This window comes from Mycobacterium conspicuum, assembly GCF_010730195.1.
Lineage (GTDB): Bacteria > Actinomycetota > Actinomycetes > Mycobacteriales > Mycobacteriaceae > Mycobacterium > Mycobacterium conspicuum.
The window spans coordinates 1,518,297-1,530,658 of sequence record NZ_AP022613.1; the positions used below are offsets into that span (position 1 = coordinate 1,518,297).

A 12,362-nucleotide genomic window follows, 5' to 3' on the forward strand; every position below is an offset into this window, starting at 1 on the left:
TAACTCCTGCAGGTCAATTCGGCTGGGGCGGTTAGGGGCTAGTGTGCAGCTCCATCAAAGATACTTGGTGGTCGCGCACGCTCTGACCGTCCTGTGGCGACGCGGTCCACTGCCCGTCGGGCCCGAGCTCCCAACACCGAGTGGACGGGTCGAGCGCGGACTCGAACAGGTCGTCCAAATACGTGGTGAGCCTATTGTCCTTGACCTGAACCAGCACCTCGACTCGCCGGTCGAGGTTGCGATGCATCATGTCGGCGCTGCCGATCCAGAACTCGTTGATGCGATTGAAATGGATAATCCGCGAGTGCTCCAAAAATCGTCCGAGGATGGAGCGGACCGAGATGTTCTCCGAGTAATCCTCCGCACCGGGGCGTAGCGCGCAGATCCCGCGCACCACCACGTCGACTTGCACACCGGCCCGCGACGCGCGGTACAGCGCATCGATGACCTGTTCGTCGACAAGTGAATTCATCTTGAGCCGGATCCGGCCCCCGCCGCCCTCACGGTGGGCGGCGATCTCACGCTCGACGCGTTCGATGATGCCGGTGCGGATGCTGTGCGGGGCCACCAACAGGTTGCGGTAGGACACCTTGCGCGAGTAGCCGGTGAGCGAGTTGAACAAGTCGGTCAGATCGGCACCGATGTCGGGTGCCGCCGTGAGCAGACCGAGGTCCTCGTAAAGCCGCGCGGTCTTGCCGTTGTAGTTGCCGGTCCCCACGTGGCAGTACCGCCGGATGGCCGACCCTTCGCGACGCACCACCAGGCAGGTCTTGCAGTGCGTCTTAAGCCCGACGTAGCCGTACACCACATGCACGCCCGCCTGCTCAAGCGTGCGCGCCCAGCGGATGTTGGCCTGTTCGTCGAAGCGGGCCTTGATCTCCACCATTGCCACGACTTGCTTTCCGGCTTCGGCGGCGGAGATGAGGGCCCGAACGATCGGCGAATCACCAGAGGTGCGGTACAACGTCTGCTTGATCGCGAGCACGTTGGGATCGGCGGCGGCCTGTTCGATGAATCGCTGGAAGCTGGTGGAAAACGATTCGTACGGATGATGAAGCAGTACATCGCCTTCGCGCAGCGTCGCGAAAATGCTGCGGGGCGTTTCCCGGTCGACGAACGCCGGACTGGTCGCCGGTACGAACGTGCGGTCTTTGAGCGCCGGGCGGTCGACGCCGTAGATCTGCCACAGCGAGGACAGATCGAGCAGGCCGGGAACTTCGATGACGTCCCCGGGGTGCACGTCGAGTTCGCGCAACAGCAGTTCCAACATGCTCTCGGTCATGTCGTCGGCGACCTCGATGCGCACCGGCGAACCGAACCGCCTGCGCGCCAGTTCCCGTTCCAGCGCTTGCAGGAGGTCCTCGTCGCGGTCCTCCTCAACCTCGTAGTCGGCGTTGCGGGTGATGCGAAACGCGTGATGCTCGACGACCTCCATACCGGGGAACAGCACCGGCAGGAAGGCGGCGATCAGCTCCTCCATCGGCAGATAGCGAACCTGCCCCTCGGCGCCATGGCTTTCCAATTCGACGAACCGGTCGACGTTGTCGGGCACCTTGACTCGGGCGAAATGCTGACCTTGGTCGTCGGGCTGCTTCACCGTGACCGCGAGGTTCAGGCTCAACCCGCTCACGAATGGGAACGGGTGCGCGGGGTCGACGGCCAGCGGGGTCAGCACCGGGAAGACCTGCTCGTTGAAATAGGTTGACAGCTGCTCGCGCTCGGCCTCACCCAAATCGGCCCACGTGACTATATAGATGCCTTCCTCGGCCAGCGCCGGTCGCACCGAATCCAGAAACACCCGGGCATGCCGGGTCGCGATCTGTTGCGTCTGTTCGCCGATGCGGGCCAGCTGCTCACGCGGTGTCAGACCGTCGGCCGAGCGGACCGACAGCCCCATCTCGTCGCGGCGCTTGAGGCCGGCCACCCGGACCATGTAGAACTCGTCGAGGTTGGACGCGAAAATCGCGAGGAACTTGGCGCGCTCCAAGAGCGGCAGTGAGTTGTCGGCGGCCAGCGCCAACACCCGCGCGTTGAAGTCCAGCCAACTCAATTCCCGATTCAGGTAGCGATCATCCGGCAGCTGGTCGTGGCGAGCGGCGGGGGTCGCGGCCGGGGGCGCCGCGAGCGCGGATTCGTCCGGGTGCCACTCGGATTCGTCGGCGCGCGCCTGAGCTTCGATATCGGTCACGATGCGATCATTCCTCATCACCCGCATGTGCGGCCAGATCAGAACGGACATCCATGCGCAGTTAGCGCGGCGTTTACCGCTTAGCTACTTTGCTGGGGCCGGCGGCGCGGCGATGGCCCGCGCGGTCGCGGCCCCGACCCCGAGTCGTCGGGCGACCGCCAAGTCGGCGGGGGTGTCGACGTCGCAGCGCAGGCCGGGCCACGCGCCCGTCAGCTCGATCGCGCCCGAACGGCGGTGCCGCGCGGACGAGTCCGGGCCGAACTGAGGGTCCAGTGTGGTCCCGAACGCGAACAGCGCCGAGGTTCCCGTGCCCAGTCGGTCGGAGACGAAACTGCGCCGATGATGTCGCGCGGCGGCGACGGCCTCGGACAGTTCCTGCGGCTGCAACGCCGGTAAATCCCCTTGCAGCACAACAAGATTCGAGACGCTGGGGTCCGCATCGGCGATTGCACGTTCGGCGGCGGCGATCGCGTTGTTCAGTGGATCGGCGTGGCCTTCGGGCGTCGGGTCGGCCAGCACCGCGGCGCCGAGCTCGCTGGCCGCGGCTGCCGCGGCTTCGTCGGGCGTGATGACGGTGATGGAGCGCACAGATCCGGCGCGCGTCGCCGCGGTCAAGGTGTCCACCAGCATGGCCAGCACCACGTTTTCTCGGGTGCGCGCCGAAAAGACCGGCGCCAGCCTGGTCTTGGCGGCCGTCAGCCGCTTGACGGCGATGATCAAGCCGACGTCCGGCTCGTCGGCCCGTGTGCCGTTCATGACGCCATCCTGCCAGCGCGGCCGTTTATCCCTCGCGCGTGCTGCAAGCTAGCGTGATCTGGACAGCGGAACGCGGGAGGGCAGATGGCCAGCACGGAAGGCACCGTGGCGGTGATGGGCGCCGGGGCCTGGGGCACCGCGCTGGCCAAGGTGCTCGGGGAGGCGGGTGGCCCGGAAACCACGGTGCGGTTGTGGGCCCGCCGGGCGGAGATCGCGGAGCAGATCAACACCACCCGCCGCAACCCGGCGTACCTGCCCGGCGCGTTGCTGCCGCCGGGTGTCCGTGCCACCGCCGATGCCGAAGAGGCGCTGAGCGGCGTGACCACCGTGCTGCTGGCCGTGCCCGCGCAGACGATGCGGGCCAATCTGGAGAACTGGAAAGGCTTCTTCGCGCACGACGCGACGCTGATCAGTCTGGCCAAGGGCATCGAGCTGGGCACGCTGATGCGGATGAGTCAGGTCATCGTTGCGGTGACGGCCGCCGACCCGTCGCGCGTCGCGGTGATCTCGGGGCCGAACCTGGCCAGTGAGATCGCCGAGTGCCAACCGACCGCCACCGTGGTGGCGTGCAGCGACTCCGGCCGCGCCGTCGCCGTGCAGCGGATGCTCAACAGCGGGTACTTCCGCCCGTACACCAACAGCGACGTGGTCGGCACCGAGATCGGTGGGGCGTGCAAAAACGTCATCGCGTTGGCCTGCGGCATGGCGGCCGGCGTCGGCCTCGGCGAAAACACCGCGGCGGCGATCATCACCCGCGGCCTGGCGGAGATCATGCGACTGGGGATCGCGCTGGGCGCCAAGGGCGCGACGCTGGCCGGCCTGGCCGGGGTGGGCGACCTGGTGGCCACCTGCACCTCGCCGCGGTCGCGGAACCGCTCGTTCGGCGAACGCCTGGGGCGCGGCGCGACCATGGAGTCGGCAGTGCAAAAAGACGGCCACGTCGTCGAGGGCGTGACGTCGTGCGAATCCGTGCTGGCGCTGGCGGCCAGCTACGACGTCGAGATGCCGCTGACCGACGCCGTGTACCGGGTGTGCCACAAGGGGCTTTCCGTCAATGAAGCGATGGCCCTGCTGCTGGGCCGCAGCACCAAGCCCGAGTAGCGCCGAGACTGCGCCCAGCGCGTCATTTCCGCCGAAAATCCGCGCTGGACGCAGTCTCGATGCCCCCGGACGCGGTCTCGCCGGCAAAACGCCAGGTTGACGCCGCCAACCCGACTTCCGGTGTCCCCACCCGGTAGCCTCTCTAGGTTGTGACTGCCTCCGGACGTGTGCGCGTCGCCGTCGTGTTCGGCGGCCGCAGCAACGAGCACGCCATCTCCTGCGTGTCGGCGGGCAGCATTTTGCGCAACCTCGACCCGCAAAAGTTCGAGGTGGTGGCGATCGGCATCACCCCGGAGGGTTCGTGGGTGCTCACCGACGGTGACCCGGATGCCCTGGCGATCACCAACCGGCAGCTTCCCGCGGTGAGCTCGCAATCGGGCACCGAGTTGGCCCTGCCCGCCGATCCGCGGCGCAGCGGTCAGTTGGTGTCGCTACAGCCTGGAGCCAGCGAGGTGCTGGCGTCGGTCGACGTGGTGTTCCCGGTGTTGCACGGCCCCTACGGCGAGGACGGCACGATCCAGGGGCTGCTCGAACTCGCCGGGGTGCCCTACGTCGGTGCCGGGGTGCTGGCCAGTGCCACCGGCATGGACAAGGAATTCACCAAGAAGCTGCTCGTCGCCGAGGGACTTCCGGTCGGCGCGCACGCGGTGCTGCGGCCCTCGCGCGCGACGCTGGACTCCGGCGAATGCGAACGCCTAGGTCTGCCGGTGTTCGTCAAGCCGGCGCGGGGCGGTTCGTCGATCGGAGTCAACCGGGTGTCGAGCTGGGACCAGCTGCCCGCCGCGATCGCCGACGCGCGCCGCCACGACCCGAAAGTGATTGTGGAGGCGGCGATCATCGGGCGCGAGCTGGAGTGCGGCGTGCTCGAAATGCCCGACGGCACAGTGCAAGCCAGCACGGTGGGCGAGATCCGGGTCGCCGGGGTGAGGGGCCGGGAGGATTCCTTCTACGACTTCGCCACCAAATACCTCGACGACGCAGCCGAATTGGACGTGCCCGCCAAGATCGATGACGACATCGCCGACGCGGTGCGCCAATTGGCGATCCGCGCGTTTCGCGCCATCGATTGCCAGGGCCTGGCCCGCGTCGATTTCTTCCTCACCGACGACGGGCCGGTGATCAACGAGATCAACACGATGCCGGGCTTCACCACGATCTCGATGTACCCGCGGATGTGGGCCGCGAGCGGCGTCGACTATCCGACCCTGCTGGCCACCATGGTCCAGACCGCGTTGGCGCGCGGCGCCGGACTGCGCTAGCCGACCGGCCCGGGATCGATCGGCACCGCCGCGATGGTGCGGTCGATCACCTCGGAGAGCTCCTGGATGGGCGTTGGCCCCGACCCCGACGGCAGCGTCAGCGCGATGTACACCGGCCGGTCCACCGTGTACCAGGACTTGTCCACCCGAAACCATTGCACCCGGTCGACCATTTGGATGGGCGAGCCCACCACGAACTCGGCCGGGCGGTCGAGCCCGCAGCGCAGCACCACCGGCTCGCTGTCGGGCCCTGCCCGCCAGGCGGTCGCGCCCTCGGGCGCGGGTTGCGCCAACGGTGCGCGCTGGTAGTCGCCGAGCTTTTCGGGTAAGGCCCGCTGCAGCGCCTGGCACGCGCCGTCGGTTGCGTGCGGCGCGGGCACGCCGGGCAGGGCAAGCGGCCGCGACGGCGCCTGACGGGTTGCGGCGATGACCAGGATCACGCCGATCGCCACCACGGCGAGCGCGATCGCGGCGATGATCAGCGCCCGTGGCGGAGCGCCCGCATCTCCTGGATCACCTGCCATTTGTCGATTCTCATACACTGGCGCCGTGGGTGAGTCCCCGACGCTGCGGCAGCTCGGCGAATTCGCCGTCATCGACCGGCTGGTGCGGGGCCGCCGCCAGCCGGTCGAGGTCGCGGTGGGGCCGGGCGATGACGCGGCGGTGGTGGCGGCCGGCGATGGCCGCGCCGTGGTGTCCACCGATGTGCTGGTGCAGGATCGCCACTTCCGGCTGGACTGGTCGACACCCCATGACGTCGGCCGCAAGGCGATCGCCCAGAACGCGGCGGACATCGAGGCCATGGGCGGGCGGGCCGTCGCGTTCGTGGCGGGCTTCGGGGCGCCCGGCGAGACGCCGACAGCGCAGGTGGATGAGCTGGTCGACGGCTTGTGGGAGGAGGCGCAGCGGCTCGGCGCCGGCATCGTCGGCGGCGACCTGGTCAGCTGCCCGCAGTGGGTGCTGTCGGTGACGGTGCTCGGCGACCTGGACGGCCGCGCGCCGGTGTTGCGGTCGGGGGCCACGGCCGGATCAACGGTTGCGGTGGCCGGGGACCTGGGTCGCTCGGCCGCCGGATACGCCTTGTGGCACAACGATATTGCGGGCTTCGACGAGTTACGCCGGCGCCATCTGGTGCCGCGGCCGCCCTATGGGCAGGGCGCGGTGGCGGCGGTCGCCGGGGCCCAGGCGATGATCGACGTCTCCGACGGTCTGATCGCCGACCTGGGGCACGTCGCCGACGCGTCCGGGGTGGGCATCGAGCTGTTCCGCGCCGGGTTGGCCGCCGACCACGACGCGCTGGTGGACGCCGGGGCGGCGGCGGGCGCCGACCCGTGGTCCTGGGTGTTGTCCGGCGGCGAAGACCACGCGCTGGCGGCGTGTTTCGCCGGCGCGGTGCCCGACGGCTGGCGCGTCATCGGGCGCGTGCTCGACGGGCCGGCCCGATTGCTCGTCGACGGCGAACCGTGGCGTGGGAATGCGGGCTGGCAGTCCTTTGGACAGTAGGGTTGGCCGGTGACCGTGTACGCGATCGCCCAGTTGAGGTTCACCGACCGGGCGGCCTACGACCGCTACCAGGCCAGCTTCATGGAGGTGTTCGCCCGTCACCAGGGCACCCTGCTGGCGGCCGACGAGTCGCCCGAGGTGGTGGAGGGGCAGTGGGACCGGGAGAAGGTGGTGCTGATGTCTTTTCCTGACGAGGCGGCCTTTCGGCGGTGGGCGGAATCGCCCGAATATCAGCAAATCTCACGGGACCGGCGGGCGGGCGCCGACACGGTCGTGCTGCTGGCGAAGGGGCTGCGATGACGGCGCGCCCGCTCCGCGAGCTCGTCGAGCAGGGCTGGGCGGCCGCGCTGGAGCCGGTGGCGGACCACGTCGCCCAGATGGGCCAGTTCCTGCGGGCCGAGATCGAGGCTGGGCGCCGGTATCTGCCGGCGGGCCCTAACGTGTTGCGCGCCTTCACCTTTCCGTTCGACAAGGTGCGGGTGCTGATCGTCGGGCAGGATCCCTACCCGACGCCCGGGCACGCGGTGGGACTGAGCTTCTCGGTGGCTCCGGAGGTGCGGCCACTGCCCCGCAGCCTAGAGAACATCTTTAGCGAGTACTCTGCCGATCTGGGGCATCCGCCGCCCTCGTGCGGCGATTTGACGCCCTGGGCCGAGCGGGGGGTGATGCTGTTGAACAGGGTGCTGACCGTGCGGCCGAGCTACCCGGCGTCGCATCGGGGCAAGGGCTGGGAAGCCGTCACGGAGTGCGCGATTCGCGCGCTGGTTGCGCGTTCGCAGCCGATGGTGGCGATCTTGTGGGGCCGCGACGCGTCCACCCTCAAGCCGATGCTGGCCGAAGGTGACTGTGTCGCGATCGAATCGCCGCATCCCTCGCCGCTGTCGGCGTCGCGGGGGTTCTTCGGCTCGCGACCGTTCAGCCGCGCCAACGAGCTGTTGGCGCAGATGGGCGCCGAACCGATCGATTGGCGCCTGCCATGAGCGAGATGACGGCGCTGCGCGCACACCGCCGGGGCGGGCCGGAGGTGCTGGTGGTCGAGCAGGCGCCGGTGCCAGTCCCCGCCGTGGGCGAGGTGTTGGTGGCGGTGCACGCCGCGGCCATCACCTTCGACGAGTTGACCTGGGACGAAACCTGGGCTCGAAACCCGGCGATCCTGTCCCACGAAATATCCGGCGTGGTCAGCGAAATCGCTTCCGGTGTAACAGAATTCAAGCCAGGCGACGCCGTCTACGGGTTGGTCGACTTTGACCGCGATGGTGGGGCGGCCGAGTTTGTCGCGGTCCCGGCCGCCCAGTTGGCCGCCAAGCCGTCGACCGTGTCGCACGCCGAGGCGGCGGCGCTGCCGCTAGCCGGGCTGACCGCGCTGCAGGCGCTGGTCGACCAGGCCGCGGTGCGGCCGGGGGAGTCGGTGTTGGTGCACGGCGGGGCGGGCGGAGTCGGTGCGCTGACGGTGCAATTGGCCGCCATTTTCGGCGCGAACGTGACCGCCACCATCCGCAGCGACGCCACCGAGCTGGTCCGCGGCTTCGGCGCCCAGCGGGTGATCGACGTGCGCGCCGAATCCTTCGAAGACAGCGGGCCCTACGACGTGATCGTTGACAGCGTCGGCGGCGAGATCCTGCCGCGGTCCTGCGCCGTGCTGCGCCCCGGCGGGCGGCTGATCACGCTGTCGGCGCCCCCGCCGGAGGGTGTGACGGCAACGTTTTTCGTCGTCACACCCAATCGTGACCAGCTCGCCGAGCTGGCCGGGCTGGTCGACAGCGGCCGGCTGCGGGTGCCGATCGCCGAGACGTTCCCGCTGGCCGAGGGTCGGCAGGCATTCGAAAGCGGCCAGCGCCGAAACCGGCGCGCCGGCAAGACCGTGCTCGAAGTCAAGCCGGGAAGTTGACGTCCTTCGTCACAGCCTTCCATTCCTCGATCGACGCCGACGTCGCGGCGATCTTGTCGCGCATGGCCTTGAGCACGTCGCGGCCCAGCAACAACCGCAGCGGGGGATCGTCGAGTTTGGTCACCATTAGCACCGCCTCGGCGACCTTGCGCGGATCGCCGGGCAGGTGATCGGCGAACTGCTTGATCAGGTCCTTGCGCGCCTTGACGTCGGCGTAATCGGGTATCGGGGTGGCCGATTCCTTCATCGATCTGGTCGCCCAGTCGGTACGGAAGGCGCCCGGTTCAATGGCGGTCACCTTGATGCCCAGCGGCCGCACCTCGGTGGCGAGCGCTTCGGTCACCGCCTCCAGCGCGAATTTGGTTGACGAGTAGTAGGCGTTCGGCGGGTTGGCCACCAGGCCGGTCATCGACGACATGTTGATGATGTGACCGGAGCCGCGCGCACGCATCGCCGGCAGTACGGCCTTGATCATGTCGACGGCGCCGAAGTAGTTGACGTCGAACAGCTTTCGGACTTCGGCGTCCTCGCCCTCTTCCACCGCGGACAGGTAGCCGTGGCCCGCGTTGTTGACCAGCACGTCGATCCCACCGAACGCGTCTTCGGCCGCCGACACCGCGGCCGCCACCTGGCCGGCGTCGGTGACGTCCAGCGCCACGGCCAGGGCCCGATCCGGGAATTCGTCGGCGAAATCGGCCACCGCGTCGGCGCGGCGCGCGGTCACCACCACGCTGTGGCCGGCTTCCAGTGCGGCGCGCGCGATTTCGCGGCCAAATCCGGTGGAACAACCGGTGATCAGCCAGCGCGCCATCTCAGGCCGTCCCTTCCGGCAGGCGGCGCAGATAGGCCTTGCGGCGTTCGGCAAGCTCGGTCGCGCGCTGCTGCGGCGTCACCCGCGGGAGATGCGGCACCTCGGTATCGAGCTGGTCCAGCTTGACCACCCGCCCGCGCGCGCCCAGGTCCGGGCGGGGACCCGCCTCGCCGAACTCCGCCATCCGCAGCGTCAGGATGGCTTCCCGCAGGCCGTCGGAGTCGATCCAGTTCGCCACGCCGGGGTCGACGGGGGAGATCACGTAGGTGTAGCTGCCGTCCCCGTTGGGCACCGACTGCGCCTTGTTCAGGCTGCCGGTGCGGTCCACGAGTTCCAGTGTGGTGCCCCAGATGTTGCTCAGCGGCACGGTGAAGTACTCGGCGCCGCCGTCGTTAAGGTCGACGACGAACGCCTCGTCAGGGGCCAGGTCGAAGCGGCCCATGACGTAAACCTGGTTGCGCATCGCGCCGACCTTGTCGGCCGACCACGCCAGGTTGAACTCGTTGGCCGGCATCTTGTACACGCCGTGGCTGAGCTTGCCGGTGAAATTCGCGAAGTGGGCCATCATCGCCGCGGTCGCTTCGGCCTGCTCGTCGAGCGTGCGTGCCGGCGCTACCGGGGGGCCGCCGAGTCGTTGCACCTCAAAGTAATTGGGATCGTCGCGGCCCCAATCCAGCAGCACATCGCGGATGTAGAACTCGTGAGCCGCCGGCGAGGTCTGCACGTGGTTGGGTCGCCCGTTGGCGGGCTCGGCGTCGACGGTGATGGTGAAGCTGCCGTCGGAGTCGACCTGCATGGTGCGGCCGTTGAGCACGTCGATGGTGCCCATGTTGGCGTCCCACAGCGTGAAATAGTTCTCGGTCATGCGGTGTTCGCCGACCCGGCCGCGGATCTCATAGCGCTCGTCGCCGGAGATCGGGATGACCCGGTAGACGCTGTCGGGATTGTCGATGCCCCAACGTGATCCGGGAATGCGCCGGCCGTCCACCGGGTGCGCCAGCCGGGTGATGCAGCTGACCTTGGGCCGCAGCTTGTCTTGGTTACTCGACCACACCGCCGCCGAGAACATCACCTCGGCGAAAGCGTCGTCGAACCGCTCGCGCATCGCGTCGGATGCCTTGGCGCGGCTCAGCCAGGTCTCGGCGACGCTTTGATAGGCGGCCTTGACGGTGGGGTGCTCGATCAAATCGAGGGCCGCCAGCTCCTGCTGGTGCTGCGACCTTGTCGCGACAGGATCATCAACCATTGCCGGACTCCTTCGGTCTAAAACGCTTGTTGTACAACGTGAATCGCTCATCGACCTGCTCGGGGAGCAGACCGTAGTCTTGCAGCCGGTACGCCGGGCGCGCCGCCTCGCGGGGACGTTCATCCAGCCAACGCCGCATCGCCGCCTCGGCCTCCGCGGTCAGCGGCATGCCGATCGCGTCGTAGACGCGGGCCACCTGCCCGATCGGGTCGGCCACCGCGTCGTCGAATTCGATGTCGGTGACGACGGCGTCGGACCAGCTGTCGCGCACCGCCATTGCGCGATCGTTGGTCCAGCCCATCCGCTGCAGCCACTGCGCGCCCACCCGATGCGGGTCGACGGTGTCGGCGTGCATCGCGTGCAGGGTCGCGTTGAGGCTGGCGCCCGAGGCGATCGTGGTGCGCGGATCGCGATGCATGTGCACGATGTGCACACCGGGAAATTGGGCCCGCAGCAGGTCCAGGTAACCGAGGTGCGCCGGCGACTTGAGCACCCAGCGCTGCCCATGCACGCCCTGCTGCCGCTTCTGCCATTGCAGGAACTGCAGCATGCGATGCAGGTAGTCGTAGGCGGGAGTGAAGTCCTGCTCGTCGAGCCAGGAGCGGTAGTGCGGAAGGTTGGCGCCCGACTCGGGGACATGCGACAGGAAGGCGTCGGCCAGAAAAACGATCTCTTCCTCGGGTTCGCGCGCGTACATCGGGTGGATGGCGAACAGGTCCGGCGCCAGCTCGCGAGATTTGGCCTCGCGCGCCTCGCTGATGGCGATGCGCGGATCGACACCGATGAATTGGTGGTCGAGCCGCGGCGCGACCTCGACCACCTCCCAGCCGTACGCGCAGATGAACCGCGGATCGGCGGCCAGCAGGCGCTGGGCCAGCGTGGTTCCGCTGCGCATCATCCCGACCACGACGATCGGCGCGGCCACCTTCTCCTCGAGGATCTCCGGGTGGCGGCGGATCCACTCCTGGGTGCGCAACCGCATCCGCAAGCTGTGCACGATGCCCGACCGCAGAATGTGCGCCCCGATCGCGTTGAGCTCGGCGTGCGGGTAGTCGGCCAGCAGCACGCTCAGCGGGCGTTCGAATTCGCCCGGCCCCCAATCGGTCAGCGATTCCTTGCGTTGCGCATCGGCCAGGATGGCCGCGATCTCGAACACGGGCCTTCAGAACTTCAAGTGGTGGCTGGTGTCGCCGACCTGGTCGACGAACATGGTGCGGCTGTCGAACCACCACACACCGTCGATGCGGTGGAAGGTGTCCTTGTAATGCCCGGTGACGATCACCTGCAGCGGCAGATCGGGGGTGGCCTGCGTGACGCAGTAGTAGGACGTGCTGCGGGCCGTCCCCGCCTCCTCGTCGATGTACAGCTGCACGTTGGTCGTGTTGTGGTGGGTCTTGGGGGTGCCGTCGTCCTCGTAGATGCGGGTGGCCATCTCGTACATTTCCCGCACCCTGGCGGTGCCGGCGAACACCGTCTCGGGCGGACCGTTCTCGACGCCGCAGATGCGGCCGTGCTCGAACAGCCGCGCCACGCCGTCCAGATCGCCGCCGTCGATGAGTTCGGCGTAGGTGTAGATCAGGTTGGTGATCGCTGTTGCGCTGTCGCTCACG

At 68.5% G+C, this 12,362-nt stretch carries 13 protein-coding genes; 6 read left to right on the forward strand and 7 right to left on the reverse strand.

Features of this window, described 5'->3' with window-relative positions; translation table 11 throughout:
- Nucleotides 1-31: 31 nt before the first annotated feature.
- Nucleotides 32-2,209: an RNA degradosome polyphosphate kinase gene (locus G6N66_RS07320; protein WP_085232417.1), complete on the reverse strand. Its 2,178-nt coding sequence runs from the start codon at nucleotides 2,207-2,209 to the stop codon at nucleotides 32-34.
- A gap of 63 nt (nucleotides 2,210-2,272) precedes the next feature.
- Complete coding sequence (gene cofC, locus G6N66_RS07325; protein ID WP_085232182.1) at nucleotides 2,273-2,944, reverse strand: 2-phospho-L-lactate guanylyltransferase; 672 nt, start codon at nucleotides 2,942-2,944, stop codon at nucleotides 2,273-2,275.
- 84 nt (nucleotides 2,945-3,028) lie between these two features.
- Here cofC and G6N66_RS07330 point away from each other — a divergent pair, with 84 nt between their 5' ends.
- Together G6N66_RS07330 and G6N66_RS07335 are read left to right on the forward strand one after the other, a co-directional pair.
- Entirely contained in the window at nucleotides 3,029-4,045 is a 1,017-nt protein-coding gene (locus tag G6N66_RS07330; RefSeq protein WP_085232181.1) for an NAD(P)H-dependent glycerol-3-phosphate dehydrogenase, read from the forward strand.
- A gap of 149 nt (nucleotides 4,046-4,194) precedes the next feature.
- Entirely contained in the window at nucleotides 4,195-5,304 is a 1,110-nt protein-coding gene (locus G6N66_RS07335) for a D-alanine--D-alanine ligase family protein (RefSeq protein WP_085232180.1), read from the forward strand.
- On the opposite strand, the gene G6N66_RS07340 is transcribed toward G6N66_RS07335, so the two are convergent.
- Nucleotides 5,301-5,828 (reverse strand): DUF3515 domain-containing protein, encoded by a 528-nt coding sequence (locus tag G6N66_RS07340; RefSeq protein WP_085232416.1) that lies wholly within the window; start codon nucleotides 5,826-5,828, stop codon nucleotides 5,301-5,303. The two genes, G6N66_RS07335 and G6N66_RS07340, sit on opposite strands and share 4 nt — an antisense overlap.
- Nucleotides 5,829-5,853: 25 nt before the next feature.
- On the opposite strand from G6N66_RS07340, the gene G6N66_RS07345 reads away from it, so the two are divergent.
- Genes G6N66_RS07345 through G6N66_RS07360 form a run of 4 tightly spaced genes read left to right on the forward strand, consistent with a single transcriptional unit; the run spans nucleotide 5,854 to nucleotide 8,695 of the window.
- Complete coding sequence (locus tag G6N66_RS07345) at nucleotides 5,854-6,807, forward strand: thiamine-phosphate kinase (protein WP_232079227.1); 954 nt, start codon at nucleotides 5,854-5,856, stop codon at nucleotides 6,805-6,807.
- Between the two features lie 9 nt (nucleotides 6,808-6,816).
- On the forward strand, nucleotides 6,817-7,107 hold the full coding sequence (locus G6N66_RS07350) for a DUF1330 domain-containing protein (protein WP_085232179.1): 291 nt from the start codon (nucleotides 6,817-6,819) through the stop codon (nucleotides 7,105-7,107).
- Complete coding sequence (locus tag G6N66_RS07355; RefSeq protein WP_085232178.1) at nucleotides 7,104-7,787, forward strand: uracil-DNA glycosylase; 684 nt, start codon at nucleotides 7,104-7,106, stop codon at nucleotides 7,785-7,787. Before G6N66_RS07350 ends, G6N66_RS07355 begins: the two co-directional genes overlap by 4 nt.
- A 5-nt stretch (nucleotides 7,788-7,792) precedes the next feature.
- Nucleotides 7,793-8,695, forward strand: coding sequence for an NADP-dependent oxidoreductase (locus G6N66_RS07360; RefSeq protein ID WP_085232414.1), 903 nt, complete (start codon nucleotides 7,793-7,795; stop codon nucleotides 8,693-8,695).
- Here the strand turns inward: G6N66_RS07360 and G6N66_RS07365 are convergent.
- The 4 genes from G6N66_RS07365 to G6N66_RS07380 are packed head-to-tail and all read right to left on the reverse strand — an operon-like array spanning nucleotide 8,679 to nucleotide 12,361.
- Nucleotides 8,679-9,506: an oxidoreductase gene (locus G6N66_RS07365; RefSeq protein WP_085232177.1), complete on the reverse strand. Its 828-nt coding sequence runs from the start codon at nucleotides 9,504-9,506 to the stop codon at nucleotides 8,679-8,681. The two genes, G6N66_RS07360 and G6N66_RS07365, sit on opposite strands and share 17 nt — an antisense overlap.
- Nucleotide 9,507: 1 nt before the next feature.
- Nucleotides 9,508-10,752, reverse strand: coding sequence for a hypothetical protein (locus G6N66_RS07370; protein WP_085232176.1), 1,245 nt, complete (start codon nucleotides 10,750-10,752; stop codon nucleotides 9,508-9,510).
- Nucleotides 10,745-11,908, reverse strand: a complete 1,164-nt coding sequence (locus G6N66_RS07375) for a sulfotransferase family protein (protein WP_085232175.1) — start codon at nucleotides 11,906-11,908, stop codon at nucleotides 10,745-10,747. The genes G6N66_RS07370 and G6N66_RS07375 overlap by 8 nt, the downstream gene beginning before the upstream one ends.
- 6 nt (nucleotides 11,909-11,914) lie before the next feature.
- Entirely contained in the window at nucleotides 11,915-12,361 is a 447-nt protein-coding gene (locus G6N66_RS07380) for a nuclear transport factor 2 family protein (protein ID WP_085232174.1), read from the reverse strand.
- Nucleotide 12,362 lies beyond the last annotated feature (1 nt).